The sequence below is a fragment of the Amnibacterium endophyticum genome, from assembly GCF_042680685.1.
GTDB lineage: Bacteria > Actinomycetota > Actinomycetes > Actinomycetales > Microbacteriaceae > Amnibacterium > Amnibacterium endophyticum.
This window is the reverse complement of sequence record NZ_JBHUEA010000003.1, coordinates 26293-52753: the sequence shown is the minus strand read 5'-3', so window position 1 is coordinate 52753 and position 26461 is coordinate 26293. Positions and strand designations below refer to the sequence as shown.

Annotated in this window: 28 protein-coding genes; 17 read left to right on the top strand and 11 right to left on the bottom strand. The window is 75.2% G+C overall.

What is annotated here, in order from left to right; translation table 11 throughout:
- Nucleotides 1-116 precede the first annotated feature (116 nt).
- Together ACFSBI_RS02760 and ACFSBI_RS02755 are read left to right on the top strand one after the other, a co-directional pair.
- Nucleotides 117-2057 carry a M13 family metallopeptidase gene (locus tag ACFSBI_RS02760; protein ID WP_377931804.1) on the top strand — a complete coding sequence of 647 codons (1941 nt, stop codon included), beginning with the start codon at nt 117-119 and terminating at the stop codon, nt 2055-2057.
- 77 nt (nt 2058-2134) lie between these two features.
- On the top strand, nt 2135-2965 hold the full coding sequence (locus tag ACFSBI_RS02755) for a serine hydrolase (protein ID WP_377931802.1): 831 nt from the start codon (nt 2135-2137) through the stop codon (nt 2963-2965).
- Nucleotides 2966-3086: 121 nt separating this feature from the next.
- Here ACFSBI_RS02755 and ACFSBI_RS02750 read toward each other — a convergent pair whose 3' ends face one another.
- Entirely contained in the window at nt 3087-3395 is a 309-nt protein-coding gene (locus ACFSBI_RS02750) for a hypothetical protein (RefSeq protein WP_377931800.1), read from the bottom strand.
- Nucleotides 3396-3479: 84 nt separating this feature from the next.
- Complete coding sequence (locus tag ACFSBI_RS02745) at nt 3480-4745, bottom strand: glutamyl-tRNA reductase (RefSeq protein ID WP_377931798.1); 1266 nt, start codon at nt 4743-4745, stop codon at nt 3480-3482.
- Nucleotides 4746-4913: 168 nt separating this feature from the next.
- Between ACFSBI_RS02745 and hemE the strand changes: the two genes are divergently transcribed.
- The 11 genes from hemE (at nt 4914) to hemL (ending at nt 14469) form a co-directional block, all read left to right on the top strand.
- Nucleotides 4914-5951 (top strand): uroporphyrinogen decarboxylase, encoded by a 1038-nt coding sequence (gene hemE / locus ACFSBI_RS02740; RefSeq protein ID WP_377931796.1) that lies wholly within the window; start codon nt 4914-4916, stop codon nt 5949-5951.
- On the top strand, nt 5948-7273 hold the full coding sequence (locus tag ACFSBI_RS02735; protein WP_377931794.1) for a protoporphyrinogen/coproporphyrinogen oxidase: 1326 nt from the start codon (nt 5948-5950) through the stop codon (nt 7271-7273). Before hemE ends, ACFSBI_RS02735 begins: the two co-directional genes overlap by 4 nt.
- 112 nt (nt 7274-7385) lie before the next feature.
- Nucleotides 7386-7664 carry a hypothetical protein gene (locus ACFSBI_RS02730; RefSeq protein ID WP_377931792.1) on the top strand — a complete coding sequence of 93 codons (279 nt, stop codon included), beginning with the start codon at nt 7386-7388 and terminating at the stop codon, nt 7662-7664.
- Nucleotide 7665: 1 nt separating this feature from the next.
- The gene (locus ACFSBI_RS02725) at nt 7666-8088 is read left to right on the top strand and encodes a phage holin family protein (RefSeq protein WP_377931790.1); all 423 of its coding nucleotides are present in this window, start codon (nt 7666-7668) and stop codon (nt 8086-8088) included.
- Nucleotides 8078-8338 (top strand): DUF3618 domain-containing protein, encoded by a 261-nt coding sequence (locus ACFSBI_RS02720; protein WP_377931788.1) that lies wholly within the window; start codon nt 8078-8080, stop codon nt 8336-8338. Before ACFSBI_RS02725 ends, ACFSBI_RS02720 begins: the two co-directional genes overlap by 11 nt.
- Nucleotides 8339-8507: 169 nt before the next feature.
- Nucleotides 8508-9170: a hydrogen peroxide-dependent heme synthase gene (gene hemQ, locus ACFSBI_RS02715; protein ID WP_377931786.1), complete on the top strand. Its 663-nt coding sequence runs from the start codon at nt 8508-8510 to the stop codon at nt 9168-9170.
- Nucleotides 9167-10348, top strand: coding sequence for a ferrochelatase (locus ACFSBI_RS02710; protein WP_377931784.1), 1182 nt, complete (start codon nt 9167-9169; stop codon nt 10346-10348). The genes hemQ and ACFSBI_RS02710 overlap by 4 nt, the downstream gene beginning before the upstream one ends.
- On the top strand, nt 10345-11286 hold the full coding sequence (gene hemC, locus ACFSBI_RS02705; protein WP_377931782.1) for a hydroxymethylbilane synthase: 942 nt from the start codon (nt 10345-10347) through the stop codon (nt 11284-11286). Before ACFSBI_RS02710 ends, hemC begins: the two co-directional genes overlap by 4 nt.
- A complete protein-coding gene (locus ACFSBI_RS02700) occupies nt 11286-12074 on the top strand; it encodes a uroporphyrinogen-III synthase (RefSeq protein ID WP_377932148.1) in 789 nt (262 codons plus the stop codon). Before hemC ends, ACFSBI_RS02700 begins: the two co-directional genes overlap by 1 nt.
- Before the next feature lie 5 nt (nt 12075-12079).
- The gene (hemB, locus tag ACFSBI_RS02695) at nt 12080-13054 is read left to right on the top strand and encodes a porphobilinogen synthase (protein ID WP_377931780.1); all 975 of its coding nucleotides are present in this window, start codon (nt 12080-12082) and stop codon (nt 13052-13054) included.
- A complete protein-coding gene (hemL, locus tag ACFSBI_RS02690) occupies nt 13051-14469 on the top strand; it encodes a glutamate-1-semialdehyde 2,1-aminomutase (RefSeq protein ID WP_377931778.1) in 1419 nt (472 codons plus the stop codon). The genes hemB and hemL overlap by 4 nt, the downstream gene beginning before the upstream one ends.
- A 106-nt stretch (nt 14470-14575) precedes the next feature.
- On the opposite strand, the gene ACFSBI_RS02685 is transcribed toward hemL, so the two are convergent.
- Both ACFSBI_RS02685 and ACFSBI_RS02680 read right to left on the bottom strand, forming a co-directional pair.
- The gene (locus tag ACFSBI_RS02685; protein ID WP_377931776.1) at nt 14576-15457 is read right to left on the bottom strand and encodes a serine hydrolase domain-containing protein; all 882 of its coding nucleotides are present in this window, start codon (nt 15455-15457) and stop codon (nt 14576-14578) included.
- Between the two features lie 105 nt (nt 15458-15562).
- Entirely contained in the window at nt 15563-16126 is a 564-nt protein-coding gene (locus ACFSBI_RS02680) for a phosphoribosyltransferase family protein (RefSeq protein WP_377931774.1), read from the bottom strand.
- 139 nt (nt 16127-16265) lie between these two features.
- Here ACFSBI_RS02680 and ACFSBI_RS02675 point away from each other — a divergent pair, with 139 nt between their 5' ends.
- Both ACFSBI_RS02675 and ACFSBI_RS02670 read left to right on the top strand, forming a co-directional pair.
- On the top strand, nt 16266-16826 hold the full coding sequence (locus ACFSBI_RS02675; protein WP_377931772.1) for an RNA polymerase sigma factor: 561 nt from the start codon (nt 16266-16268) through the stop codon (nt 16824-16826).
- A complete protein-coding gene (locus ACFSBI_RS02670) occupies nt 16816-17472 on the top strand; it encodes a hypothetical protein (RefSeq protein ID WP_377931770.1) in 657 nt (218 codons plus the stop codon). Before ACFSBI_RS02675 ends, ACFSBI_RS02670 begins: the two co-directional genes overlap by 11 nt.
- 7 nt (nt 17473-17479) lie before the next feature.
- Here ACFSBI_RS02670 and ACFSBI_RS02665 read toward each other — a convergent pair whose 3' ends face one another.
- The 6 genes from ACFSBI_RS02665 to ACFSBI_RS02640 all read right to left on the bottom strand — a co-directional run bounded on the left by ACFSBI_RS02665 (nt 17480) and on the right by ACFSBI_RS02640 (nt 23190).
- Nucleotides 17480-18343 (bottom strand): sugar phosphate isomerase/epimerase family protein, encoded by an 864-nt coding sequence (locus tag ACFSBI_RS02665; protein ID WP_377931768.1) that lies wholly within the window; start codon nt 18341-18343, stop codon nt 17480-17482.
- A gap of 57 nt (nt 18344-18400) precedes the next feature.
- A complete protein-coding gene (locus ACFSBI_RS02660) occupies nt 18401-19849 on the bottom strand; it encodes a protein kinase domain-containing protein (RefSeq protein ID WP_377931766.1) in 1449 nt (482 codons plus the stop codon).
- Between the two features lie 69 nt (nt 19850-19918).
- Complete coding sequence (locus ACFSBI_RS02655) at nt 19919-20371, bottom strand: hypothetical protein (RefSeq protein ID WP_377931764.1); 453 nt, start codon at nt 20369-20371, stop codon at nt 19919-19921.
- A 127-nt stretch (nt 20372-20498) separates the two neighbouring features.
- The gene (locus ACFSBI_RS02650) at nt 20499-21263 is read right to left on the bottom strand and encodes a glucose 1-dehydrogenase (RefSeq protein WP_377931762.1); all 765 of its coding nucleotides are present in this window, start codon (nt 21261-21263) and stop codon (nt 20499-20501) included.
- A gap of 68 nt (nt 21264-21331) precedes the next feature.
- Complete coding sequence (locus ACFSBI_RS02645) at nt 21332-22066, bottom strand: aminoglycoside 3'-phosphotransferase (RefSeq protein ID WP_377931760.1); 735 nt, start codon at nt 22064-22066, stop codon at nt 21332-21334.
- A 71-nt stretch (nt 22067-22137) separates the two neighbouring features.
- Nucleotides 22138-23190 carry an alpha-hydroxy acid oxidase gene (locus tag ACFSBI_RS02640; RefSeq protein ID WP_377931758.1) on the bottom strand — a complete coding sequence of 351 codons (1053 nt, stop codon included), beginning with the start codon at nt 23188-23190 and terminating at the stop codon, nt 22138-22140.
- A gap of 221 nt (nt 23191-23411) precedes the next feature.
- Between ACFSBI_RS02640 and ACFSBI_RS02635 the strand changes: the two genes are divergently transcribed.
- The gene (locus ACFSBI_RS02635) at nt 23412-24044 is read left to right on the top strand and encodes a hypothetical protein (protein WP_377931756.1); all 633 of its coding nucleotides are present in this window, start codon (nt 23412-23414) and stop codon (nt 24042-24044) included.
- Nucleotides 24023-25444: a LamG-like jellyroll fold domain-containing protein gene (locus tag ACFSBI_RS02630; RefSeq protein WP_377931754.1), complete on the top strand. Its 1422-nt coding sequence runs from the start codon at nt 24023-24025 to the stop codon at nt 25442-25444. Before ACFSBI_RS02635 ends, ACFSBI_RS02630 begins: the two co-directional genes overlap by 22 nt.
- 34 nt (nt 25445-25478) lie before the next feature.
- Here ACFSBI_RS02630 and ACFSBI_RS02625 read toward each other — a convergent pair whose 3' ends face one another.
- The gene (locus tag ACFSBI_RS02625; RefSeq protein ID WP_377931752.1) at nt 25479-26369 is read right to left on the bottom strand and encodes a LacI family DNA-binding transcriptional regulator; all 891 of its coding nucleotides are present in this window, start codon (nt 26367-26369) and stop codon (nt 25479-25481) included.
- Nucleotides 26370-26461 lie beyond the last annotated feature (92 nt).

The following is a 26461-nucleotide window of genomic DNA, read 5'->3' as shown; positions in this document are numbered from 1 at the left end:
GCATCCGACCGCTCTGAACCTCCCCCCGGCTGCGCGGTGCGGCACCGCTTCCGAGACGCCCGGGAATCCCGCGAGCCGCCCCGCGTCCGAGGGGGTCCCGCTCCTAGACTCCGCGGGTGGCCGAACCCGAAGCCCTTGGATCCGTGCGCGTCCAGGACGACCTGTACCGCAGCGTGAACGGGCCCTGGCTCGAATCCGCGGAGATCCCCGCCGACCGCGCGCGCTCGGGGGCCTTCCTCGACCTGGTCGACGAGGCCGAGGTCGCGGTGCGCGCCATCGTCGAGGAGGCGCGGGGCGCCGAGCCAGGCACCGAGGCGCGGAAGGTCGGCGACCTCTACGCCTCGTTCATGGACGAGGACGCCGTCGAGGCGCTCGGCGCCGCGCCGCTCGAGGAGCCGCTCGCACTGGTCGCGCAGACCGGGTCGATCGCCGAGGTGCTCGCGACGCTCGGCGCGCTCGAGCGCCGCGGGGGCGGCAGCCTCTTCCGGCTGTTCGTCGACAACGACCCGGGCGACCCGGACCGCTACCTCGTGTTCCTCGAGCAGGGCGGGCTCGGCCTGCCCGACGAGCGCTACTACCGCGAGGACGACTTCGCGGGCCACCGCGACGCGTACCGCGCGTTCCTCGTGCGGATGTACGAGCTCGCCGGGCTCGCGGACGGGGAGGCCCGCGCGGACCGGGTGCTCGCGCTCGAGACCGAGATCGCGGGGACGCACTGGGACGCGGTGGCGACTCGCGACGTGCAGGCGACCTACAACCCGATGCGGTGGGCCGAGCTGACGGCGTCGGCGGGGGAGCAGGGCGTGCTGCTCGACGCGTGGGCCGGCGGGCTGAACGCCCCGGCGGGCGCGCTCGAGACGGTCGTCGTGCGCGAGCCCTCGTTCGTCTCCGGCGTCCTCGGCCTGCTCACCCACGACCGGCTCGACGCCTGGCGCGACTGGCTCGCGATGCGGGTGATCCGCCCGCTGGCCCCCTACCTGGCCGGCGACTTCGTCTCGGCGCACTTCGCCTTCACCGGTACCGCGCTGTCGGGGACCGAGCAGCTGCGGGCGCGCTGGAAGCGCGGGGTCGCGCTCGCCGAGGGCGCGATGGGCGAGGCGATCGGCCGCCTGTACGTCGAGCGCCACTTCCCGCCGGTGGCGAAGGTGCGGATGGACGTGCTGGTCGCGAACCTGGTCGCGGCCTACCGGGCCTCCATCACGGGCCTCGCCTGGATGGGCGACGCGACGCGGGCCCGAGCCCTCGACAAGCTGGGCCGCTTCACCCCGAAGATCGGCTATCCGGCCGTCTGGCGCGACTACGGCGCCCTCGAGGTGCGGGCCGATGACCTCGTCGGCAACGTGCAGCGCTCGAGCGCGTTCGAGTTCGACCGCGAGCTCGGCAAGATCGGCCGGCCCGTCGACCGCGACGAGTGGTTCATGACGCCGCAGACCGTGAACGCCTACTACAACCCGGGCATGAACGAGATCGTCTTCCCGGCCGCGATCCTCCAGCCCCCGTTCTTCGACCCCGACCGGGACGACGCGGCGAACTACGGCGGCATCGGCGCCGTGATCGGGCACGAGATCGGCCACGGCTTCGACGACCAGGGCTCGCAGTTCGACGGCGCCGGGCGCCTCGAGAACTGGTGGACCGACGAGGACCGCGCGGCGTTCGAGCAGCGGACGAAGGCGCTGATCGCGCAGTACGACGCGCTGGTGCCCGAGGGGCTGACCGACCACGTCAACGGCGCGCTGACGATCGGCGAGAACATCGGCGACCTCGGCGGCCTCGCGATCGCCTGGCGCGCCTACGTGCTCTCGCTCGAGGGCGCGGAGCCGCCCGTGATCGACGGCACGACCGGCGCCCAGCGCTTCTTCCTCTCCTGGGCCGCCGTCTGGCGCGAGAAGCGGCGCCCCGCGGAGGCGAAGCGCCTGCTGACCATCGACCCCCACTCCCCGCCCGAGTTCCGCTGCAACCAGATCGTCCGCAACCTGGACGAGTTCGCGACGGCGTTCGGGCTCACCGAGACGGACGACCTGTGGCTCGATCCGACGAAGCGGGTCGCGATCTGGTGACCGCCGCTCCGCCGGAGCCCTCGCGGAGGGCGCGGCAGCGGAGCGGCGACGAGGGCGCCCGGCACCGGGGCGAACCGGTGCGTGCCGACTTCACCGACGGCTTCACCGCGCTCGCGCACCTGGCGCTCGACGGCGCCCAGGTGTCCGCCCGGGTCATCGACCTGCTGTCGGGGACGGCGCTGTTCTCCGTCGACGACCACGTGGTGCTGCCGACCGCCGGCATCGGCAAGACGCTGCTGCTCCTCGAGGTCGCGGCCCGGCTGGACGAGCAGAGCAACAGCCGCTTCGACCTGCTCGACCGCCTGCCCGAGGACCTCGTGTCCGGCGCGGGCGTCTGGCAGTACCTGCACGCGCCGAGCCTGCCGCTCACCGACCTCGCCGCCCTCGTCGCGGCCACCGGCGACAACCTGGCGTTCAACGTGCTGCTGCGCGCGGTCGGGCTCGAGGCCGTGCGGGCGCGCGGCGAGGCGCTCGGGCTGAAGCGCACCGCGCTGCTCGACCGGATGCGGGACCGCCGCGGGCCGGACGACGCGCCGAACCTGTCCGTGGGCTCGGCGGCGGAGCTGACGACGCTCTTCGCCCGCATCGCGCGCGGCGAGGCCGTGAGCCGGTCGGTGTCGTCGCGCGTCGGGGACTGGCTGGCGCTGAACGCCGACCTGTCGATGGTCGCGTCCTCGTTCGCGCTCGACCCCCTGTCGCACGTCCGCAGCGACCACGGGCTGAGCCTGCTGAACAAGACCGGCAGCGCCCGGGGCGTCCGCAGCGAGGCGGGCGTGCTCCGCGGCCCGCGGGCGGCGGTCGCCTACACGGTGACGGTCGAGTTCGACGACAGCGTGCACATGCGCCGCCTCAGCGTGCTGCAGGCGATGCGCACGATCGGGATCGGCATCCTCGAGTACGTGCACTGACGCCCTCGCGCCGCGCGGCAGGCGGACCGGCCGCGCTGCGAGATGCGCGCTCAGCGCCGGATGGCGCCGAGCGCGCGGCGCAATCTGGCGCTGAGGGCGACGATCCGGCCGTCGCGGGCGATCAGCTCGCCGTCGCGCGCCGGCGCGGCGCCCGGTTCTGCACCGTCTCGAGCCAGGCGCCGGTGCCGGCGAAGTCGGAGTCGACGCGCTTCGAGGAGAGCACCGACTCGAGGTCGTTCGCGAGGCCGCCGACCTCGCCCGGGTCGGGCAGCTCGTCGACGAGGCGGAGGAACTCCACGATCTGGCGCTTCGGGTCCGTCGTGTCCCGGCCGGCGAGACGGGTGCTGTAGCCGCGCTTCCACACCGCCTGCTGCACCCGGTTCGCATCCGCGAAGGGGATGGAACGGGGGATGACGACGCGGTAGCTCACCCTGGAAACCATAGGCAAGCGCGGCGGTGCGGACGACCACCGGCGGGGTGTCCCGGGAGATCCATGGCGACTCCCGAGCCGGGATCAGCCCGCGAGCGGCTCGTCGCGCTCCAGCGCCGACGGGGCGGCCGTCTCGAGCCCGAAGAGCGCCTGCACCGCGGCGCTGAACTCGTCCGCGCGTCCCTGCGTGGCGAGCTCCCGCGCCCGGGCGGACGGCGTGTGCACGAGCACCGAGGCGAGGTGCCGCATGGCGCGTTCGACCGACTCGGTCGCCTCGCCGCGGCGCCGCAGCCGGTCGATCTCCTGCTCCACCAGCTCGAACACGTGGGAGCGGTACGCCACGACGGCCGGGGTCACGGCCGTCGCCTGCTGGTCCGCCCGGTAGTCGAGGACCGCCTGCTCGATCAGGGCGCGGGCCTCGTCCGTGGCCTGCAGCTCGGGCAGCGGCGCGTGGAGTCCGATCGTCTCGAGGTCGAGCAGGTCCACCTCCGGCAGCTCGGCCACGTCGGGGTCGATGTTCCTCGGCAGCCCGAGGTCCACGACCAGCTGGCGATCGGGGTGCGCGACGCGGGCGCGGGCGCCGACCAGGTGATGCGCGGCGAGGATCGGCGTCGTCGCGATGCTGCAGGCGATGACCAGGTCCGCCTCGCCGAGCCGGCGCGGCAGCTCGTCGCGCGGCACCGCGACGACGCCCTCGCGGCTCGCGAAGCGCTTCGCCCGGTCGCTCGGCGAGTACACGGCGATCTCCTCGACCCCGCGGTCGCGCAGCGCCGCCAGCGTCGCGCCGGCGTAGGTGCCGGTGCCGATCAGCAGCACGCGGACGCCGCGCCAGTCGGTGATCCGGCTGCCGGCCAGGTCGAGCGCGAGGCGCACGATGCTGCGTCCCGCGGCCCCGACGCGCGTGCGCTCCTGCACGGCGCTGCTGGTGCGCGACGCGCGCTGGAACAGCCGCTCGAGGTCCGGGGTGGTGGAGCCCTGCGCCCGTGCCGCCTCGAGGGCCCGGGACACCTGGCCCGCGATCTCCGCCTCCCCGACCACCAGCGACTCGAGCCCGCTCGAGACCGCGAACAGGTGGCCGGCGACCTCGGTGCCGGCGCGCGCGGTGAGCACGCCGTCGAGCGCCTGGCCCGACTGCGCCTCCGCGAAGCCCTGCAGCGCCGCGGCCGCGCCGGAGTCGTCGTCGACGTCCAGGTAGGCCTCGAAGCGGTTGCAGGTCGCGAGCAGCACCCCGCCGCGGACGCCCGGCTGCTGCGCGGTGAAGCGCGCGAACCCCTCCGGCGTGACGGTGGCGAGCCGCTCCAGCACCTCGAACCCGGCCGCGCGGTAGTCGGCGGTCAGGGCGGTCAGCACGGCAGGAGATGTTACGCGCCCCCTGGGGGTCGCCCGGCTGAGGGCGGCCTCACCCCGGCTATGAGGATTCCCATCCGGTCGACCGCTCGGCGCGCGTCCGGAGCAGGGCGTGCACCGCCGGGCGGCGGGTGCGGGTCCGCGCACGGGCGCGGGTCGCCGGGCGGCGGGATGGCAGGATCGGGGCCCGTGCCCTCGACTCCGCTGCTCGACGCCTACGCCGGGGTGCGCCCCGCGACGCAGCCGGTCTGGTTCATGCGGCAGGCGGGCCGCTCGCTGCCGGAGTACCGGGCGAGCCGCGCGGGCACGGCGATGCTCGACGCCTGCCTGACGCCCGATCTGGCCGCGGAGATCACGCTGCAGCCGGTGCGCCGCCACGGGGTGGACGCGGCGATCTTCTTCAGCGACATCGTGGTCCCGCTGAGGCTCGCCGGGGTCGACGTGGAGATCGTGCCGGGGCGCGGGCCGGTCTTCGCGCGCCCGGTGCGCGACGCCGCCGACCTCGCCGACCTCGTCGCGCACGAGCTGACGGACGACGCGCTCGCCCCGATCGAGGCGGCGGTCGCCGCCACGGTGGCGCAGCTGGGCGACGTGCCCCTGATCGGGTTCGCCGGCGCCCCCTTCACCCTCGCCAGCTACGTCGTCGAGGGCGGCCCGTCGAAGGACCAACTGCGGGCCCGCACGATGCTGCACGCCGACCCCGACGCCTGGCGGGCGCTGACGGGGTACCTCGCCCGGATCTCCGGCGCCTTCCTCGCGGCGCAGGTGCGCGGCGGTGCGCGTGCGGTGCAGCTGTTCGACTCCTGGGCCGGCTCCCTGCCGGAGGCGGACTACCGCGCGGCGGTCCTGCCCGCGTCCTCCGCCGTGCTCGCGGCCGTGCAGGGGGTGCCCAAGGTGCACTTCGGCGTCGGGACGGCGCTGCTGCTGCCCGCGATGCGCGACGCCGGCGCCGACGTCGTCGGCGTCGACCACCGGCTGCCCCTCGACGAGGCCTCCGCGCTGCTCGGGGGCGGCGTACCCGTGCAGGGCAACATCGACCCCGCGCTGCTCGCTGCGCCGTGGCCGGTGCTGCGCGCGCACCTCGAGGCCGTCGTCGACGCGGGCCGGGCGGCGCCCGCGCACGTCCTGAACCTGGGCCACGGCGTGCCGCCGGAGACGGACCCCGGCGTGCTCACCCGCATCGTCGAGTGGGCCCACGACCTGCCGTGACCGCCGTGGTCGTCGGCGGCGGCGTCGCCGGCCTGGTCGCCGCACGCCGCCTGCTGCAGCAGGGCGAGCGGGTCGTGCTGCTCGAGGCGTCGGACCGGCTCGGCGGCCGGGTGCACTCCGTCGAGCTGGGCGGCGTCCGCCTCGACTCGGGCGCGGAGAGCTTCGCCGTCCGCGGCGGCGCGGTGCGCGCCCTCGTCGACGACCTGGGGCTCGGCGCCGACGTCGTGGACCCGACCGGCTCCGCCTGGGTGGCGCTCGCCGACCGGGAGGTGCCGCTGCCGGCCGGCGGGCTGCTCGGCATCCCGTCGTCCCCCCTCGCCACCGACGTCGCCCGGGTCGTGGGCACGGGAGGCTCGTTGCGCGCCTACGCCGACCGGGTGGTGCCCCTGCTGAAGGTCGGGCGCTACGAGCACCTCGGGCCGCTCGTGCGTCGGCGGATGGGCCGCCGCGTGCTCGACCGCCTCGTGACGCCGGTCGTCCAGGGGGTCTACGGCGTGCACCCGGACGACGCCCCGGTCGACGCCATCGCCCCCGGCCTGAACGCGGCGATCACGAACACCGGCGCGCTGAGCGCCGCCGTGCTGCGGCTGCGGGCCGCCGCGCCCCCGGGGGCGGCGGCGCAGGGCCTCGTCGGCGGGGTCCACCGGCTGGTGGAGGCGCTCGCCGCCTCCCTCGCCGCCGCGGACGTGCGCCTCGGCACCCCGGTGCTCGGGATCCATCCGGCGCCCCACGGGCCCGGCTTCCAGGTGGTGACCGCGCAGGAGGACCTGTGGGCCCACCGCGTGGTGCTCGCGGCCGACGGCGGCGCGGCGCTCGACCTGCTGGCCGACGCGGCGCACGGCGTCAGCGCGATGCCCCGCCCGGAGCCGGCCGTGAGCACCGCGGTGCTGCTCGTCGCGGACGACGGCCGGCTCGACGCGGCCCCCCGCGGCACGGGGGTGCTCGTAGCACCGGAGCGGACCGACGTGCAGGCGGTCGCGGTGACGCACGCCACCGCGAAGTGGGCCTGGCTCGCCGGCCGGCTGCCCCCGCACCGGCACGTGCTCCGGGTGGCGTACCGCGGCCCCTCCGCCCCCGACGACGCCGTCGTCCGCCGGGACCTCGCGAAGCTGCTCGGCGTGCCGGTCGGCGGGATCCGCGCACGGGCCGACGTCGTCTGGCGAGACCCCGCACCGGCGCTCGCGGCGGAGACGATCGCGATCCGCCGCGCGCTCGACCGGGCCGCGCTGCCGGACGGGCTGACGGTCGCCGGCGCCTGGACCGCGGGCACCGGCCTCGCCTCCGTCGTGGCGTCCGGCGAGCGCGCCGCCGCCCGCGGATGACGCGACGCAGCCGCCGTCCGGACGGGTCCGTCTGAGCATCCGTCGTGAACGGGCTGACCGTTCAGGGGCACCTCGCTACGGTTGGCACTCCACGCCAGGAACGAGGGAAGTCATGCAGGGTCGAATCATGTTCGTCGCCGGCGCAGCGGTCGGGTACGTCCTCGGCGCGCGTGCGGGCCGGCGCCGCTACGAGCAGATCAAGTCGGCGGCGGACCGCATCTGGAACGACCGCAACGTGCAGAAGGGCGTCGGCACGGCCGTCGACTCGGTGCAGGGGTTCGTGAAGGAGCAGGCGCCGAAGGTCGAGGACGCCGTGGTCGGCCAGGCCAAGAAGGTCGCGTCGAAGGTGAAGAAGTCGCCGGCCGAGGACGAGCCGACGCCGTCGATCTGACATGAGCGGCATCCTGAACGGCAAGGAGCGGGAGGGGCGCAAGTCGCTCTTCCAGCTGATCGGCGACCTGCCGGGGCTCATCTCCACGCTGATCCGCGACGAGATCGAGCAGCTGAAGCGCGAGGCGATCACCCGGCTGAAGAGCGCGGGCATCGGCATCGGGCTCTTCGCGGGCGCCGCGGTCTTCCTCTACTTCGCAGGATTCGTCCTGCTCGCGGCGGCGATCGCGGGCATCGCGGTCGCGCTGCCCGTGTGGCTGTCCGCGCTGATCGTCGGGGTCTTCCTGCTGATCGTCGCGGTGGTCCTGGCGCTGATCGGGCTGTCGCGCGTGAAGAAGGGCGTCCCGCCGGTGCCCAAGGAGGCGGTCGACAGCGTGAAGGACGACGTCAAGGCATTCAAGGGGGTCGGGCAGTATGACCGATGACAAGGACCGGCAGCTGTCCGAGATCCGCAACGACATCGAGGCGACCCGGCAGCGCCTGGCCGAGACCCTCGACGCGATCGAGGACCGCCTCGACGTGCCGAAGCGCATGCGCGAGCTGCTCGAGGAGACGCGCGACCGGCTCGACGTGCTCCGCCAGGAGCGCCCGGAGGTCGTCTACGGCGTCCTCGCGGGTGCGGCGGCGTTGATGGCGACCGTCACGGCGCTGATCGTGCGGGCCGCGCGCCGCTGAACGTGGACCGGGGGCGTCCGTGCATCGCACGGGCGCCCCTTTCGCGTGCGGCACACTGGAGGGCGCTCGCACCGTGGCGATCGCAGCCGCGGCATCCTCCGCGGCTCCCCGCGCGGCCTCGACGTCGCGTGCCGGTGAGAGCCCGCGAGCAGAGAGAGGGATCGACGTCATGACCGATGGCGGCTGGGCGCTGTGGAGCGTGTTCCGTCGGCAGACCGCGGGGCAGGTGCCCGGAGCGGACGAGGCCGAGCACCTGCGGCTCGCGATCGACGAGCTGGCCGAGGACGAAGTGACCGTCCGCGGGGTCTACGACGTGAGCGGCCTCCGCGCCGACGCGGACGTGATGTTCTGGCTGCACGGGGACGACCCGGTGAGGCTGCAGGCGGGCCTCCGGCGCATCCGCCGCACCGCGATCATCGCCCCCCTCGCCCCGACGTGGAGCGCCCTCGGTGTGCACCGCGACGCCGAGTTCAACCGCAGCCACGTCCCCGGGTTCCTGCGCGGGGAGGAGCCGCGGGCCTGGCTCTCGGTCTACCCGTTCGTGCGCTCGTACGACTGGTACGTGCTGCCCGAGGACGACCGCAAGCGGATGCTCGCGGAGCACGGGCGCAAGGGCGCCGCCTACCGCTCGGTCGTGGCGAACACCGTCGCGGCGTTCGGCCTGAACGACTACGAGTGGCTGCTGCCGCTCGAGTCCGACTCGTTGACGGACATCGTCGACATGATGCGCGCGCTGCGCGCGACGGAGGCCCGGCTGCACGTGAACGAGGAGACGCCGTTCTTCACGGGTCGGCGCATCGGGCTCGACGAGCTGCCGGAGGTGCTGTCGTGAGCGACGCCGTGACCGACGCGCCCGCCGTCGCGAACGCGAGCGCGCCCGCCTCCATCGGCCCCGAGCACGTCGAGACCCCGGTCGCGTACGACGCGATCCTGCTCGCGAGCTTCGGCGGCCCCGAGGGGCAGGACGACGTCATCCCGTTCCTCCGCAACGTCACGCGCGGCCGGGGCATCCCGGACGAGCGGCTCGAGGAGGTCGCGCACCACTACCGGCACTTCGGCGGCATCAGCCCGATCAATGGGCAGAACCGCATGCTGAAGGCCGCGCTCGAGACCGAGCTGGCCGCGCGCGGGGTGGACCTGCCGGTCTACTGGGGCAACCGCAACTGGGGCCCGTTCCTCGCCGACGCGCTGCGCGAGGCCGCCGACGACGGGCGCCGTCAGCTGATCGCGATCGCCACCAGCGCCTACAGCTCGTACTCGTCCTGCCGCCAGTACCGCGAGGACTTCGCTCGCGAGCTCGCCGAGACCGGCCTCGCGGACACGCTCGTGATCGACAAGGTGCGCCAGTACTTCGACCACCCCGGCTTCGTCGCCCCGTTCACCGACGGGGTCGCCGAGGGGCTCGCCGAGCTCGAGCGGCGGATCCCCGGCATCGACCTCGAACGTCAAGCGAAGGTGCTGTTCTGCACGCACTCCATCCCGACCGGGGACGCGGAGAAGAGCGGCCCGGCGGCCCGCGGCTTCGGCGAGGGCGGCGCGTACGCGGCGCAGCACGAGGCGGTGGCGGAGGTCGTGATGGCCCGCGCCGGACGCGACGTGCCCTGGGCGCTCGTCTACCAGTCGCGCAGCGGCCCGCCCAGCCAGCCGTGGCTCGAGCCGGATGTGAACGACGCCCTCCGCGAGCTGCCGGAGCAGGGCGTCTGCGGCGTCCTGCTCGTGCCGCTCGGCTTCGTGTCGGACCACATGGAGGTCAAGTGGGACCTCGACACCGAGGCGATGGAGACGGCGGACGAGATCGGGATCGTCGCCGTGCGCACGCCGACCCCCGGCGTCGACCCGCAGTACGTCAGCGGCCTCGTCGACCTCGTGCTCGAGCGCGTGCAGGGCGTGCCCGCCGCGGAGCGGCCGGCGGAGACCGGCCTCGGCCCCTGGTACGACGTCTGCCGCCCCGGCTGCTGCGAGAACGCGCGCCTCGGCTTCCGGCCGACCGTGGCAGGCCTGCGCCCGTGACGGCGCTGCGACTCGGCACCCGGGGCAGCGCCCTCGCGCTGGCCCAGGCCGGGCGCGTCCGCGACGCGATCCGCGCCGCGGGCACGGACTGCGAGCTCGTGACCGTCCGCACGGAGGGGGACGTCTCGCGCGCCTCGCTCGCGCAGATCGGCGGGACCGGCGTCTTCGCCGGCGCGCTCCGCGACGCGCTCGCGGCCGGCGAGGTCGACCTGGTCGTCCACTCGCTGAAGGACCTGCCGGTGGCGCCCGCTCCCGGGCTGGTCGTGGCCGCGGTGCCGGAGCGGGAGGACGCCCGGGACGTGCTCTGCGCCCGCGACGGCCTGACCCTCGACGCACTGCCCGCCGGCGCCCGGGTCGGGACCGGATCGCCCAGGCGGCGCGCGCAGCTGATCGAGCGTCGCGGCGACCTCGACGTGCAGGACCTCCGCGGCAACGTCGACACCCGCCTGCGCCGCGTCGCGGACGGCGACCTGGACGCGGTCGTGCTGTCGTGGGCCGGCCTCGCCCGCCTCGGCCGCACCGACGCGATCACCGAGGTGCTGCCGCTCGACGCCTGGCCGACCGCGGCGGGCCAGGGCGCGCTCGCCATCGAGGTGCGCGAGGCGGACGCCGACCCCGCGACCGCGATCGGCGCCTTCGTCGCGGCGCTGCCCGACCCGGTCGCCGGCGACGGCGCGGCGGCCGAGCGGCAGGTGCTGGCCCTGCTCGAGGCCGGCTGCGCCGCGCCCATCGGGGTCGCCAGCCACGTCGGCGACGAGCGGGCCGCGCTCTGGGCGGTCGTGCACCGGCCGGACGGCGGTGAGCGGATCGAGCGGCGGCTGGAGGTCGATGTGACCGAGGATCGCGGGACGCGGCTGGCGCAGGCCGCCCGCGACGTCGCGGCGGACCTGCTGGAGGCGGGCGCCGCGGCGCTGGCACCGCTCGGGGCCGCCTCGTGATCGCCCCGACGCCGGAGAAGCCGCTGCGCGGCTGGCGCGTGCTGGTGCCCCGAGGCGGGCCGTGGGGTCACGGCGTCGCGGCCGACCTCCGGGCGCGCGGCGCCGTCCCCGTCGTCGCCCCGAGCATCAACTTCGCCGGCACCCAGGACGAGCCGGCGCTGGACGCGGCGCTCAGGCGGCTCGGCGAGGGCTCCTACGACTGGCTCAGCGTCACGAGCGCGACGACCGTCGACGTGCTGTCGGCGCACCGCGCGGTGATCCCCGAGCGCACGAAGGTGGCCGCGGTCGGCGAGACGACCGCCGCCTCGCTCAGCGCCGCCGGCTACCGGGTCGACTTCGTGCCGCGGCACGACAACTCCGCGGCCGGGCTGCTCGCCGAGTGGGGCGACGCCGCGGGCGAGGCGCGCGGGCTGCACATCCTGGCGCTGCGCAGCGACATCGCGAAGCCCGTGCTGACGGACGGCCTGCGGTCCGCCGGGCACGACGTGGACGCCGTGATCGCCTACCGGACGGTCGGGGTGCCGATCGCGCAGGACATCGTGGAGGGCGTCGCCGCCGGCTCGTTCGACGCGATCCTCGTCACCTCTGGCAGCGTGGCGCACCAGATCTCCGTGCAGATCGGCCTCGTGCCGTCCCGCACCGTCATCGCCTGCATCGGCCCGCGCACGGCGATGGACGCCGAGGACGCGGGTCTCCGCGTCGACCTCGTCGCCCGCAGCCGCACCAGCGACAGCCTGATCGGCACGCTGGAGGAGCTGGCCCGGCACCGCATCGAGCAGGGGGCCTGAACCTCGTGAACCTGACCGTCCGTCCCCGGAGGGCGCGCCGCACCCCGGCCGTCCGCCGCCTCTTCGCCGAGACGCACCTCGACCCGGCGCAGCTGGTGCTGCCGCTGTTCGTGCGCGAAGGGCTCGACGAGCCGCGCCCCATCGCCTCCATGCCGGGTGTCGTGCACCACACCGTCGACACGCTGCGGCGGACGGTCGCGGAGGCGGCCGGGCTGGGCGTCGGCGGCGTGATGCTCTACGGCGTGCCGGAGGCGAAGGACGCCACCGGCTCGGGCGCGACGGACCCCCACGGGATCCTGAACGTCGCCACGCGTGCGGTCGCCGAGGAGGTCGGCGACGCGGTCGTGGTGCAGACGGACCTCTGCCTCGACGAGTTCACCGATCACGGGCACTGCGGCGTGCTCGCGGCCGACGGCTCGGTCGACAACGACCGCACGCTGCTGCGCTACGGCGAGATGGCGCTGGCCCAGGCGGAGGCGGGCTCCGCGATGCTCGGCCTCAGCGGGATGATGGACGGCCAGGTCGCGGCCGTGCGCGAGGTGCTGGACACGGCGGGCCACTCCGACGTGCTGCTGCTCGCCTACTCCGCGAAGTACGCCTCGGCCTTCTACGGACCCTTCCGCGACGCGGTCGAGTCGACCCTGACCGGCGACCGGCGGACCTACCAGGTGGACCCGGCGAACCGCCGCGAGGGCCGGCGCGAGGCGGTGCTCGACGTCGAGCAGGGCGCCGACGTGGTCATGGTGAAGCCCGCCGGCCCGTACCTGGACGTGCTCGCGGACGTCGCGGCGACCTCGCCGGTGCCGGTGTGGGCCTACCAGGTGTCGGGGGAGTACGCGATGGTCGAGGCCGCCGCCGCGAACGGCTGGATCGACCGGGACCGGGCGATCATGGAGTCGGTGCTCGGCATCCGCCGCGCGGGTGCGGACGCGGTGCTGACCTACTGGGCCGCAGAGATCGCCGGGTGGCTGCGCGCATGAGCGAGACCCGCGACCCTTCGACAGGCTCAGGACACCGCCCCCAGGCGCACCTCGCGGACGCCGGCCCCGGGCCGGCCGTGCCGCCGCAGGAACCGTTCGACGCGAACGCGGCGCTGTTCGAGCGCGCGCAGCGGCGCATCCCCGGCGGGGTCAACTCCCCCGTGCGGGCGTACCGCTCGGTCGGCGGGGCGCCGCGCTTCCTGTCGCGGGCGTCCGGCGCGCTGGTCTTCGACGCGGAGGGCCGGGAGTACGTCGACCTCGTCGCCAGCTGGGGCCCCGCGCTCCTCGGGCACGCGCACCCGGCCGTGATCGACGCCGTGCGCACCGCCGCGACCCGCGGGCTCTCCTTCGGCGCACCGACGGAGGGCGAGGTCGAGCTGGCCGAGCTGGTGCACGACCGCGTCCGCCGCGACAGCACGACCCCGATCGAGCGGCTGCGGCTCGTGAGCACCGGCACCGAGGCGACCATGACCGCGATCCGCCTCGTGCGGGGCGCGACCGGGCGGCCGCTGATCGTGAAGTTCGCCGGGCACTACCACGGGCACTCCGACGGGCTGCTCGCCGAGGCCGGCTCCGGCGTCGCGACGCAGGGGCTGCCCGCCTCCGCCGGCGTCCCCGAGCCGGTCGCCGCGCAGACCCTCGTGCTGCCCTACAACGACGAGGCGGCGCTGCAGGCGGCGTTCGACGAGCACGGCGACCGGATCGCGGGCGTCATCACCGAGGCGGCCGCGGCGAACATGGGCGTCGTCGTACCGCACGACGGGTTCGACCGGGCGCTCGTGCGCATCGCGCACGAGCACGGCGCGCTCGTGATCAGCGACGAGGTGCTGACCGGCTTCCGGGTGCACCCCGGCGGCTGGTGGGGCCACGACCCCGCGGGCCCCCTCGACGTCGACCTGATCACCTACGGCAAGGTCATCGGCGGCGGGATGCCGCTCGCGGCGCTCGGCGGCCGCGCCGACGTGATGGACCTGCTCGCACCGCTCGGGCCCGTCTACCAGGCAGGCACCCTGTCGGGGAACCCGGTCGCGGTCGCCGCCGGCATCGCGACGCTGCGGCTGGCGGACGCCGACGTCTACGCGCGGGTGGACGCCGCCGCGGAGCGCGTGGTCACCGCCCTGGACGCCGCGCTGACCGACGCGGGCGTCCCGCACGCGATCCCGCGGGCCGGCAGCCTCTTCTCGCTCGTGCTCGGCACCGACCGCGTGCCGAGCGACTACGACGAGGTCCGCGACCAGGAGGCGTGGCGGTTCCCTCCGTTCTTCCACGCGATGCTGGAGCAGGGCGTCAGCCTGCCGCCGAGCGTCTTCGAGGCGTGGTTCCTCACCGCCGCGCACGACGACGCGGCGCTGTCGCGCATCGAAGCGGCGCTGCCCTCCGCCGCCCGCGCCGCGGCCTCCGCCCGCCCCGCCTGACCGCGGTCGCGCTGCAGGCAGCCCCACCTGGGCAGCCCGTGGCAACAGAGTCGGTGTTGCGCAACGCCGACTTCGATGCTGCGGGCTGCCCAGGGAGGCGCCGGCGTCAGGCCTCGAGGACCAGCGCCCGGACGGCGAGCTCGGCGAGCAGGTGGTCGCGCTCTGCCTCGTCCGCGGTGACGGTGACGACCGCACGGCGCCGCTCGTCGACGACCACGTACTGGCCGAGGGCGCCGTCGAGCCGCCAGCAGTCGTCGGGCCCCGCCCACGTCGCGACGCCGTAGCGGTCGAACGGCGGCGATCCGCCGGTGCTGATCCATGCGCCGTGCATGCCGTCGACCCAGGCGGCCGGGACGACGCGCCTGCCGCGCCGGACGCCCCGGTCGCGCAGGAGGCGGCCGATCCGGGCGAGCTCCTCGGTGCGCAGCGCGAGGCCGCTCCCGCCGAGCACGTGCCCGAGCGGGCAGCGCCGCCAGACCGGCTCCTCGACGCCGAGCGGATCGAACAGGCGCGGACGCAGCCACTCGAGCACGTCGCCCGCCCGGGCGTCGAGCATCCGCATCGCGACGTAGGTGCTCGCGTCCGAGTACTGGAACGCGAGGCCCGGGCTGACGGTCGGGCGGCGCAGCATCTCGGCGGCGAGGTCCGGCCCCGGCATCGGCTGGGAGGCGAACCACGGGAAGTCGATGCCGCTGGTCATCGTCAGCAGGTGGCCGAGACGCACAGCCTCCACGCCGTCGCCGAGCGCGAGGTCGGGGAGGAGCTCCGCGATGGTCGAGTCCCAGGTGAGGAGGCCCTCGTCGACCGCGATGCCCGCCGCCAGTGCGCTGACGCCCTTCGACACCGAGTGGACGTCCTCGCGGACGTCGTCCGCCCAGCGCCGCTGCGCCTCCTCCTCGCCGAGCAGGACGTGGACGCCGTGGATCCCGAGCCGCTCGCGCTCGACCGCCTCGGCGAACCGCGCGACGACCCGCTGCGCGCTCGACACCCGCCCATCATCCGCCACCGCCCCGGGCCCGCCAGTGCAGCCCGTGGCAACAGCGTCGGCGTTGCGCAACGTCGACTTCGTCGCTGCGGGCTGCACGGGTGGCGGTCAGTGCCACAGCTCCCGCGCGTGGACGAGGGAGGTCAGCCGCAGGTCGCGTCGAACGCGGCTGTCGGTGAGCCCGTCGGCGATCACGACGGTGCCGACCACCCGGGCCTCCGCCTGCTCCACGAGCCGGTGCAGCGCCAGCAGCTGGCTGCCGGTGTCGGCCCAGTCGTCGACCACGAGCACGCGGTCGCCTCCGCCGACGGCACCCCGGCGGAACCCGAGCTCGAGGTGCCGGTCGCGGTAGTCCGGCGCGGTCGTGGTGCGGATCCAGTCGTCGCTGTCCGCTGCGAGGGCGACCTCCTTCCGCGCCGCGACGAACCCGACGCCGAGCTCGCGCGCCGCCAGCGGACCGAGCAGGTAGCCGCTGCTCTGCGGCCCGAGGACGACGGTCGGAGCCTGGTCGCGGAACGGTGCCACGAGGGCGACGGGCAGCCGTTGGATGATCAGCGGGTCCTGCCACCAGCCGTCGCGGTTGACGAAGACCACGCCGTCCGAGTTGCGGTCGCTGATCTCGTCGTAGCCGTCGATGAGCGCCTGCCGCAGCTCGGGGTCGATGGGGGTCACCCGCCCATGGTGGGCCGACCCACCCGCCCTGTGCAGCGCTGAGTGTCACGGTCGGCGTTGCGCAACGTCGACTTCGTTGCTGCGGGTTGCACGGCGCGCGGGTGGGAACCGATCCGCGGGAGGCGGACACTTCCTGTTCATGGAGCCCGACGACGCGGAGGTGTGGTCGAGGGCGGTGTCGGGCGACGGCGAGTCGTTCGGCGTCGTCTTCGACCGCCACCGCGACCGCGTGCGGCGGCACCTGACGCGGCTGCTGGACACCCCGCAGGACGTCGAGGACGCGGTCGCGGTGGTGTTCCTCGAGGCGTGGCGGAGGAGGTCGTCGGTGCGGCTGGTGCAGGGGTCGGTGCTGCCGTGGCTGCTCGTGACGGCGACCTACACCGCGAACAACGCGCGGCGCAGCGCCCGGCGCTACCGGGCGCTGCTGGACCGGTTGCCGCCGCCCGAGCCCGCCGTGGACGACACGTCGCTGCTCGAGGAGTCGGACGTCGTCGCGGCCCTGCGGCGCCTATCGGAGGCCGACCAGCAGATCCTCACGCTGTGCGTGCTGGAGGAGTGGTCGGAGCGCGACGCCGCCGAGGCGCTGCACGTGCGCCCGGGCACCGTGAAGTCGCGGCTGCACCGGGCGAAGCGACGGCTGGTCAAGCAGTTCGAGCGGCTGACCGCCGTCGGAGGCGAGGAGGTGCGGCATGGCGTCTGACTGGCGCACCGACGAGCGCGACGCAGCGCTCCGCAGCCTGCTCGTGGAGCGGGCCGACGCCGCCCGGCCGAGGCGGCGACGAGCCGGAGCGCGGCCGACCGCCGTTGACCCGGGACGGGTGCGGATGGCGGTGGTGACGGGAGCCGTGCTCGCCGCCGTGATCGCGGTCTCCGCCGCGGTGCTCAGCACCACCGGCTCCCCGTCGCCGGTCGCGCCGGCCGGGCAGTCCTCCTCCGCGCCCTCGCCGACCCCGACTCGGACGCCGACCCCGTCCCGGACATCGACCCCGGTCGCCTCCGCGACCCCGGAGGCCCCGCTCATCGCGAAGCGGGGTGCGCAGGTGCGGACGCGGGCGGAGCTGCACGCCGCGGTGCAGAGCGACCCGATCCTCCGCGGGAACGCGATCTGGGAGGAGCAGGCCTGGATCAAGATCGGCTGCATGGCCGAGCAGGGCTTCCTCTACGACCCGGTCGCCGAGATGCGCGGCGGCGAGGCCGCGAGCCGGGACGACGGCCTGACCGCGCAGCAGGAGGCCGCCTTCGAGGTCGCGATGTACGGGCCGGACACCAGCGGCCCCTACGACTGGCGGACCGCTGGCTGCAACGGGCTCGCGGTGCACGAGACCGGGCAGGACCACGCGAACTGAGGTCCGTTCAAGCGGTGAGGCAGTCCCGCGCAGTCCGCGCGCACGTCGCGAGGACCTCGGCCGGCGCCTGCTGCCGCGTGCGCTCCGACATGACCTCGACGCCCCACGGCCCGTCGAAGCCCGCTCCCCGCACGGCTGCGACGAAGGCTGCCACGTCGAAGTCGCCCTCCCCGGGCGGGAGGCGGCGGTCGAAGGTGTCGTCGAAGAGGGTGCCCTCGCAGATCGCGGCGCCGTCGGAGAGCTCGGCCGCGACGACGAGCCCCTCCGGCAGGTCGGACAGCACCTGCGCGTAGGGGAGTCCGGCGCGGACGAGGTGCCACGGGTCGAGCATGAGCCCGAGCGCCGGGTGCGCCAGCTCGGTGACGAGCGGGATCGCCTCCCCGGCGAGGTCCAGGGCGGATCCCGCGCCGGGCTCGAGGGCGATGCGGGTGCCGTGGTCGGCCGCCTGGTCCGCCAGCAGCCGCAGCTCGTCGACGAGCCGCGCGTGGTCGCGGCTGTCGCCGAAGGCGCCGCAGCCGACCTTGACGTGCCGCGCCCCGAGCGCCTCCGCAGCGCGCAGCAGACCCGCTCGCGCGGCGTCGGAGGCCTCCCGCCTCGCCCCCTCGAGCCACCAGTCGTCGAGGAACTCGACCTCGACGTGGCGGAGGCCCGCCGCCGCGATGCGGTCGCGCAGCCCGTCGAGCCCGATCGTGCGCTCGAGGTGCAGCAGGTCGTCCAGCCCCAATCCCAGCCCCGCGTACCCGGCCGCCGCGACCGCCGCGATCCGCTCGTCGACGTCGACCGGGCTGACCCCGCCGGTGCGGCCGGGGCGCACGTCGCCGGCCGAGGTCCAGCTGGTCGCGATGAGCTGCGGCGCCGGGGAACCGTCCATCGCGCCACTCTGCCCCCGAACCGCCGGGGGAGCGCCGAGTCCCGGCCCCGTTCCGCCTCAGCGGCGGTCGAACAGCGCCCGTCGCGTCGCGTCCCGCATCTCGATCTCGTGCATCACGAGGCCGGCCAGGTCGCCGAGGGCGTTGAGCTGCTGCTCGGTGAACTCCCGGGGCCGGCGGTCGAAGACGCACAGGGCGCCGAGGTCGTGCCCGTCGCGGTCGATCAGCGGGGCGCCGGCGTAGGAGCGGACGGCGGGGTCCTGGACCACGAGCGGGTTGGCGCGGGTCCGGGGGTCCTGCGTGGCGTCCGGGATGGTCCAGGGCCGAGCGGTCCCCGGGGTGGTCGTGGTGCAGAAGGCCACGTCGCGATCGACCTGCTGCTCGTCCCAGCCGAGGTGCGACTTGAACCACACGCGGTCCTCGACGACCAGCGTGACGAGCGCGATGGGGGTGTCGAGGATCGCCCCGGCGATGCGGGTGATCGCGTCGAACGTCTCGTCGGGCCCGGTGTCGAGGATGCCGTAGCCGCGCAGGGCGGCGACGCGCTCGCGCTCGTCGTCCACGATCGGGCCCGGCGCGCGGTCGCCTTCCCGGGCCTCGATCAGCACGTCGACCAGGTACTGCTGCAGCTGGAGCGCGGCCTCCGTGAGGCCGATCCGGTCCGCCGGCTCGAACGCCGTCATGCCGCGGAGGACCTGCTGGACCTTCTCGGGCAGGTCCGCGGGGATCACCGGGTCGCGCTCGAGCCTGCTCAGGGCGGAGTGCTGATCGTCGCCCGGGTACTCGACCCGCCCGGTGACGGCCTCGAGCAGGACGAGGCCGAGCGAGTAGACGTCCGAGCGCGGATCGGCGTCGTGCCCCTCGACCTGCTCCGGGCTGACGTACGCCGCGGTGCCCGGGATCCACTCGCTCTCGTCCTCCTCGCCCACCAGGGCCGCGATGCCGAAGTCCGCGAGCTTGCCGACGATGGGCTTGGCGCTGCGCAGCGTCGACAGCAGGACGTTGGCGGGCTTGATGTCGCGGTGCAGGAGGCCCGCCTGGTGCACGTAGTCCAGGGCCTCCGACAGGTCGAACCCGAGCCAGGCCGTCTCCACCACGGAGAGCGGCCCGTGGCGGAGGCGGGCGCGAAGGTCGCCGCCGGCGACGTGCTCCATCACGAGGTACATCTGGGGCGTGCCGGTGTCGACGTTCTCGATCCCCGCGTCGAACAGCGTGACGAGCGCGTAGTGGTTCATCGAGGCGAGCACCCGCGCCTCGGCCTCCTGCACCTGCAGCTCGCCGCGGGTGGCTCGCCCGGGGCGGAAGACCTTGATCGCGACCGACCGGTCCAGCAGCTGGTCGGTCGCCGCGTGGACGGTCGCCATCCCGCCCTCGCCGATCATGGCGTCGAGGCGGTACCTGCCGTCGAGCACGGAGCCCTCGACCTCGACCGGTCGTGGGGCGGGCTGCGTGCGCGACGCGTCCGACGGCCGGGCGGCGGCGCGATCGCGATGGAAGACGGCCGGCACACGAGGACCGTACCGAGCCGCGGGGCCGCCGGCGCGCGCCGGCCGCGCTTCCGCGCGCCGAGCCGACCGTCAGCGGGCGGCGGCGGTGGGGCGCTGCCCCGCCTCGGTGGCCGAGAACCATCCGAGCCACCCGCCGTCCACCGGCATCACCTCGTAGTCGCCGCAGCGGGCGACCCTGTCGGGGAAGCGGTCGAGGACGGGCGCCCAGGACGCGGTGTCGAACGGGATGCCGCGACGGTCGGCCTCCTGGCACGTGGAGGGCAGCGGCGAGGAGCCGTGCGCGAGGATCACCGCCTGGGACTCGTCGTCGGTGGCGAGGTCGTGGATGTCCGCGGCGTCGGCCGGCAGCCATGTCGGTGCGTCCACGCCCACCCATCCCCGCTCGGCCGCCGCCCGGTCGGTGAACGTCTCCTGGTGGGTGCGGTGCACGGCGTCGATCACGGCGCTGCAGCCGGTCGTGGAGAGCAGGAGGCCGGCGGCGATCGGGAGCAGGATCAGGCCCTGGAGGCGGTGCTTCGTCATGCTCCGATCCCATCGGAGGCGACCGTCGAGGCGGATCGGCTGCGCGGGGGATCCGCCTCCGCCCGGGGGCCGGACCGCCTGCGGGCCGCGTCCGTCGCGGGGATGAGGTCCTCGAGGCGCCGGCGGCTCAGACGACGGCGGTCATGCCCCCGTCGACGGCGAGGACCTGGCCGTTCACGAAGTCGGAGGCGGCGCTCGCGAGGAAGACCGCGGCGCCCACGAGGTCCTCCACCCGACCCCAGCGGCCGGCGGGCGTGCGCCGCTCGACCCAGGCGCTGAACTCGGGATCGTCGACGAGCGCCGAGGTCAGCTCGGTGGCGAAGTAGCCGGGCGCGATCGCGTTGACCTGGATGCCCGACGGCCCGAGGTCCGCGCACATCCCGCGGGTCAGCATGACGATGCCGCCCTTCGACGCGGCATAGGGGGTGATGCCCGGGCGACCGAGCATCGACTGCACCGAGCCGATGTTGACGATCTTGCCGCGACGCCGCTGCTGCATGCCGCGGGCGACCTCGCGCGACACGAGGAACGCGCTCGTCAGGTTGGTCGCGATGACCCGGTCCCAGTCCGCGCCCGTGAACTCGGTGAAGGGTCCGCGGAGCTGCATGCCGGCGTTGTTCACCAGCACGTCGACCGCGCCGACCCGGCCGACCAGCTCGGCGATGCCGTCGCGGACCGCCGACTCGTCGGTGAGGTCGAACGCGACGTCGGAGACCGCGGCGCCCGTGGCCTGCAGCGAGTCCGCCTCCCGTCGCAGGCGGTCGAGGTCGCGCCCGTGCAGGACCACGTGCGCGCCGGCAGCGGCGAGCCCCTCCGCCAGCGCGAGCCCGATGCCGCGGCTCGACCCGGTGACGAGGGCCGTCCGGCCCGAGAGGTCGAAGAGATCGGTCATGCGTTCCTTCCCTCGTCGCTCGCCGCGGGTCCGCGGAGCGGGCACGTCGGCGGACGGGTTCGATGCGATCAGGACTCGGCGTCCCAGAGCCGCCGGAACCAGGCCAGCCGTGCGGGATCCGGCACGACGCCGTAGGCGTCGAAGAACAGGGGTTCCCAGCCGGGGCCGTAGTTCCAGCCGAGCGACATCGACGCGACCGCGAGATCGGCCCAGGGGTCCCCGAGCACGAGGTCGCCGACGTCCACGATCGCGGCGAAGGCGCCACCCGGAGCGAGCAGGGTGTTCGGGGCGCAGGCGTCGCCGTGCACGACGACGCGCATGCCTGGCTCCGGCGACGGCTCGAGCCCCCGCGGGCGTCGACTCGCCCACGACGTCCAGTCCTCGGGGAGGTCCGACGGGTCGAGCGCGTGGAGCCGCCGCAGCCCTTCGGCGATGGCGCGCACCGCGGTCTCGGGCTCGTCCCTCCAGCGCCCGCTGACCGCCGAGGTGCCGGGCAGCGCCGCCGTGACGAACCAGCGGCCGCCGCCGTCGTGCCCCTCGTCGAGGAGCGTCGGGGCCGGGTGCCGGCCGTGCAGCCAGCGCAGGCGGTCGACCTCGCGGCAGAGATCGATCCCGGCCGCGTCCGGGCTCCACTTGAGGTACCGGTCGCCCAGCCGCCAGGTCTGGCCCCCGAGCTCGTTGCGCCACACGAGCTCGGCGTCGGACGCGGCACCGAGCGCCGACAGGATCGCCGGGGGCCGCTCCCCGGGCGGCAGCTGCTGGAAGCGCCGATGCCAGCCCTCGGATCCTCGGTCGGTGCTCATGCCCTCGTCCTCCCGCGCGCGCCAGCCTACGGATGCACCGTCCCGGAGCCGACGAGCGCGGCGCCCGCGGATCAGGCGCGCGCGACGAGGTCGCGGGTGAGGTCGGCGACGGTCGGCGCGCCGAGCAGGTTCATCGTGCGGCGCAACTCGCTCGTGACCCGCTCGAGGACCTGCTGCACCCCGTCCGCTCCACCGGTGGCGAGCCCCCAGAGCACCGGCCGGCCGACGAACACGGCCTGCGCGCCGAGCGCGAGCGCCGAGGCGACGTGGGCGCCGGTGCGCAGCCCGGAGTCCGCGTACACCTCCGCGTTCCCGTCGACGGCCGTCGCGACCGCGTCGAGGGCCCGGGCGGCGGGGACGGCGCCGGCCAGGGCACGGCCGCCGTGGGTGGAGACGACGACCCCGGCGGCGCCCGCATCGACCGCGCGTCGGGCGTCGTCCGCGCGGAGGACGCCCTTCACCACGACCGGGAGCCCCGTGCGCTCGCGCAGGAGGCCGATCGTCTCGAACCCGAGGTCCCGGGCGATGCGGCCGCCGTCGCCGCGGGCGCGCTCGCGCTCCTCCGTCGTGAGGTTCGCGAGGCGTCGTCCCTCGGGCGCGGCGCCCCACTCCGTCGGTTCGACCGAGACCGTGGCGCCGGCGCGAGGGTGCTCGAGCCCGGTGATGTCGACGGTCAGCACGATCGCCCGGGCCCCCGCCGCGACCGCGCGCTCGAGGAGGGCCTCGGTCAGGGCGCGGTCCTCCATGACGTACAGCTGGAACCACCACGGCGCGCCGACGGCGGCGATGTCCTCGAAGCGGACGGCGGTGTTCGTGGAGACGCCGAGGAGCGTGCCCGCCGCTGCGGCGGCGCGGGCGGTGGCGACCTCACCCGCGGGGTCGGCGGCGACCTGCTGCGCCATCGGCGCGACCATCACCGGCGTCCGCAGCGCCGTGCCGAGCACGGCGGTGCCGACGTGGGGCGAGGAGGCCTGCCGCAGCACGCGGGGGAGGTGCTCGATCGCCTCCCAGGCGTCGACCTGCCGACGCAGCACGTCGAGGTCGCCCGCCGTGGCCCGGAAGTAGTCGTACACGTGCTCCGGCAGCACCTCGGCCGCCCGCTGCTCGAGGTCGTCGGTCCACACGGGCTGCAGCCTCCTCCCCGCGCCTGAGACCGTCCGCGCCCGCCTCCCGACGTTACCGGCCCAGACCATTTCCACCCGGACGAGTCGCAGCCGAGTGGCGACGCCCCCTGGTCTGGGGTGGCCCGCAGCCGTGCGGATCCGTGCACCCGGGAGCGTCGAACCGGGCGGCGCGCGATCGGAGTGTTCAGGTGATGCCCTCGATCGCGACCGAGGGGGAGACCATGCGCATCGGACCCGTCCGGCTCAGCCCGACCACCGCCGGACTGACGCCGACCGCTGCGATGGCGAAGCTGGTCGGCGTCCTCGTCGTGCCGGTCGCGGTGATCGCCACCGGCATCGGCGTGGTCGCGTCGTCCTACTCGGCGTTCACGGCCAGCACCAGCAGCCCCGGCTCCTCGTGGAGCACCGGCACCGTCGCACTCAGCAACGACGCCGGCACCGGGACGGCGGCCTTCACGGTCGCCGGCATCAAACCGGGCTTCAGTGACAGCCGGTGCATCAAGGTGACCTCGACGGGGACGCTGCCCTCCGAGGTCCGGCTCTACGCCACCTCGGCGACCGCGTCGAACGCGCTCTCGAACGCGCTCTCCCTCACCATCACCAGAGGCACGGGCGGTGCGGCGGTGGGAGACTGCACCGGCTTCGTCGCGGCCGGCCCCGCGACGAACTACACGGGCCTGCTCACCGCCTTCGCCGGACTGACGGGGTACGCCAGCGGCGTGCTGCCCTGGTCGCCGACCGGCACGGAGACGGCGACCTACAAGATCGACTACTCGCTGCCCCTGGGTGCGCCGAACACGGCGCAGGGCCTCCAGGCGGGCGTCGTCTTCACGTGGGAAGCGCAGAACACCTGACGCAGGAGGGCGCGGCGCCGTCGGGCCGCGCCCTCAGCCCGGCAGCGGCGTGGGCGGTGCTCGCGCTGAGCACGGCGTCGCGCGCCGCGCTGTCGGTGCTCGTCGTGATGCTCCTGTGGGCACTGGTCCCGCCGGCGTTCGGGCTGCGCAGCACGGTCGTCATGTCCGGGTCGATGGCCCCGGCCGTGCAGGTCGGCGACGTCGTCGTCACGCGCATGCCGGCCCCGGGCGAGGTGGGCCTCGGCAACGTCCTGCTCGTCGACGACCCCGACCACCCCGGGCGGCTGCGGCTGCACCGGCTGATCGGCATCAGCGACGGCATGCTGCAGCTGCGCGGCGACGCGAACGCCGCGCCCGACTCCTCACCGGTGCCGCCGGACACCCTGCGCGGCGTCGCCTTCCTGCGGGTGCCGCTGATCGGGCTGCCGCTGGTATGGCTGCGGGAGGGGGACTGGGTCGCCGTCGCGCTCGCCTCCGCCACGGCCAGCCTGCTCCTCCTCGGTGCGGGCACGTGCCGGCTGCTGCCGGAGGGCGGACGCCCGCGCTCCCGGAGACCGCCGCGGGCTGCGGCGGGCGTGGCGGCCGTCGCGCTGCTCGCGGCCGCCTCGATCTCGGCGACCCCGCCGCAGCCGGGCTGGGCGGCGTTCTCGTCGAAGTCGGCCTCGCCGCCGGTCGTCTTCTCCACGGGCGCGTTCGACTGCCTGGCCGCGCTGCCCGCGGTCTCCGGTCTGCCCGCGCCCACCACCGCCTGGGCGTTCGCGGAGCCGTCCGGCGCCTCCTCCGCCGACCTCGGGGTCCCGGGCACCAGCACGGCGACGCTGAGCGGCTCCTACAGCCGGTCGAGCGGATCGTGCCTGAAGAACGGCGGGCCGTCCGTGCAGCTCGGTTCCTCGGGGCGCGGGGCGGTGGTCGGAACGGCATCCGTCACGACACCCTCGACCTTCACGCTGTCCGTCTGGTTCAAGGCGGGCCTGACGAACGGGAGCATCCCGGGCAGCGGGCTGATCGCCGGCTTCGGGTCGAGCCCGGACGGGCTGGCCGACAGCACCACGGCGGACCGGCAGCTGATCCTCAATGCGGACGGCTCCCTCACGTACCGCGTCGGGGTGGTGGCCGGCGCCACTGCCTCGATCAGCACGGGTCCCGTCGCGCAGGACGGCGGGTGGCACCACGCGGTCGTCGTCATGACCGGGTCGCTCTCCCCGTGGCGGATCTACGTCGACGGTGCCCAGGCCGCCTACTCGAGCACGAGCCTCTCGCTGTCGGCCTACCCCGCCTTCCTCCGGCTCGGCGCCGACGGCGTCGGCTCCTACCGCGGCTCGATCGGGCGCACCGAGCTGTGGAGCGGGACCGCGGCGACCGCGGCGCAGGTCGGCGCGCTCTTCAGCGCCGGGCGCTGACCACCGCGGCTCCGGCCGGCCCGGTCGACGCGGTTCAACGCCGCCGCACCAGGCGGTCGAGCAGGCCGCGCTTCAGCCCGCGCTGGGGCCGTGCCGCCACGGGGCCGGGAGGCGGCGCCGTGCTGGTGCGCACGACCAGCTCGACGTCCATCACCTGGTCGTCGACGTCCGTGCGGCCCAGCAGGCGGGCGACGGCGGCGCGGCCGACGGCCTCCGGCGACTGCCGCATCGTCGTCAGCCCGGCTGCCGCCGAGTCGTCGTGGTCGTCGATGCCGATCACGCTGAGGTCGCGGGGCACGGCGAGCCCGAGGGTCCGTGCCGCGTCGAGGACCCCGAGCGCCATCTCGTCGACCGCGGCGAACACGGCCGTCGGACGCTCGTCGGCGGAGAGGAGGCGCAGGGCCGCGCTGGTCGCCTCCCCGACGTCGAACGCGCTCGCGCGGACCGAGGCCTGCATCTCGAGGCCGGCGTCGCGCATGGCCTCGCTGTAGCCGCGGACGCGATCGGCACGGATCGTGATGTCGTCGGGGTCCGTGACGGCCCCGGCGAGGTGCGCGATGTCGCGGTGGCCCAGGTCGATCAGGTGCTGCACCGCGCGCCGGGCGACCTCGACGTCGTCCAGGCGGACCACCGGCAGCTCGTCCGGGCGCCCGCCGACCAGCACGACCGGCTTGCCCGACCGGAGCACCCGGCCCACCTGGTCGCCGTGGAGCCGGAAGTGCACGGCGATCGCACCGATGCAGGCGGAATCGGCGAGGTGCTGCTCGATCAGCGTCGCGACGGCGGCGCGCGCCGCGGGGCCGGGCGCCTCGACCCAGACGTCCAGCTCGTGCCCGTCCTCGGCGGCAGCGGCCCGCATCCCGCGCAACGCCGCCTCGAAGTACCACTTCGAGGCGTACGGGATCGCCACGCTCACGGTCGCCATCCGATGCTCCTTCGCGCCCGGCCGCACGGCTCGTCCTGGACGGGTGCCGAATGGTCGCACGGGCGCCCGACACGCCGACGGCGCCACGCGCC

Excerpts from the sequence above, each read along its gene's own strand:
- hemE (WP_377931796.1), top strand. The coding sequence starts at position 4,914 with ATGGCAGGATCGGGGCCCGTGCCCTCGACTCCGCTGCTCGACGCCTAC.
- ACFSBI_RS02730 (WP_377931792.1), top strand. The coding sequence starts at position 7,386 with ATGCAGGGTCGAATCATGTTCGTCGCCGGCGCAGCGGTCGGGTACGTC.
- ACFSBI_RS02725 (WP_377931790.1), top strand. The coding sequence starts at position 7,666 with ATGAGCGGCATCCTGAACGGCAAGGAGCGGGAGGGGCGCAAGTCGCTC.
- ACFSBI_RS02720 (WP_377931788.1), top strand. The coding sequence starts at position 8,078 with ATGACCGATGACAAGGACCGGCAGCTGTCCGAGATCCGCAACGACATC.
- hemQ (WP_377931786.1), top strand. The coding sequence starts at position 8,508 with ATGACCGATGGCGGCTGGGCGCTGTGGAGCGTGTTCCGTCGGCAGACC.
- hemL (WP_377931778.1), top strand. The coding sequence starts at position 13,051 with ATGAGCGAGACCCGCGACCCTTCGACAGGCTCAGGACACCGCCCCCAG.
- ACFSBI_RS02675 (WP_377931772.1), top strand. The coding sequence starts at position 16,266 with ATGGAGCCCGACGACGCGGAGGTGTGGTCGAGGGCGGTGTCGGGCGAC.
- ACFSBI_RS02670 (WP_377931770.1), top strand. The coding sequence starts at position 16,816 with ATGGCGTCTGACTGGCGCACCGACGAGCGCGACGCAGCGCTCCGCAGC.
- ACFSBI_RS02665 (WP_377931768.1), bottom strand. The coding sequence starts at position 18,343 with ATGGACGGTTCCCCGGCGCCGCAGCTCATCGCGACCAGCTGGACCTCG.
- ACFSBI_RS02655 (WP_377931764.1), bottom strand. The coding sequence starts at position 20,371 with ATGACGAAGCACCGCCTCCAGGGCCTGATCCTGCTCCCGATCGCCGCC.
- ACFSBI_RS02650 (WP_377931762.1), bottom strand. The coding sequence starts at position 21,263 with ATGACCGATCTCTTCGACCTCTCGGGCCGGACGGCCCTCGTCACCGGG.
- ACFSBI_RS02645 (WP_377931760.1), bottom strand. The coding sequence starts at position 22,066 with ATGAGCACCGACCGAGGATCCGAGGGCTGGCATCGGCGCTTCCAGCAG.
- ACFSBI_RS02635 (WP_377931756.1), top strand. The coding sequence starts at position 23,412 with ATGCGCATCGGACCCGTCCGGCTCAGCCCGACCACCGCCGGACTGACG.
- ACFSBI_RS02625 (WP_377931752.1), bottom strand. The coding sequence starts at position 26,369 with ATGGCGACCGTGAGCGTGGCGATCCCGTACGCCTCGAAGTGGTACTTC.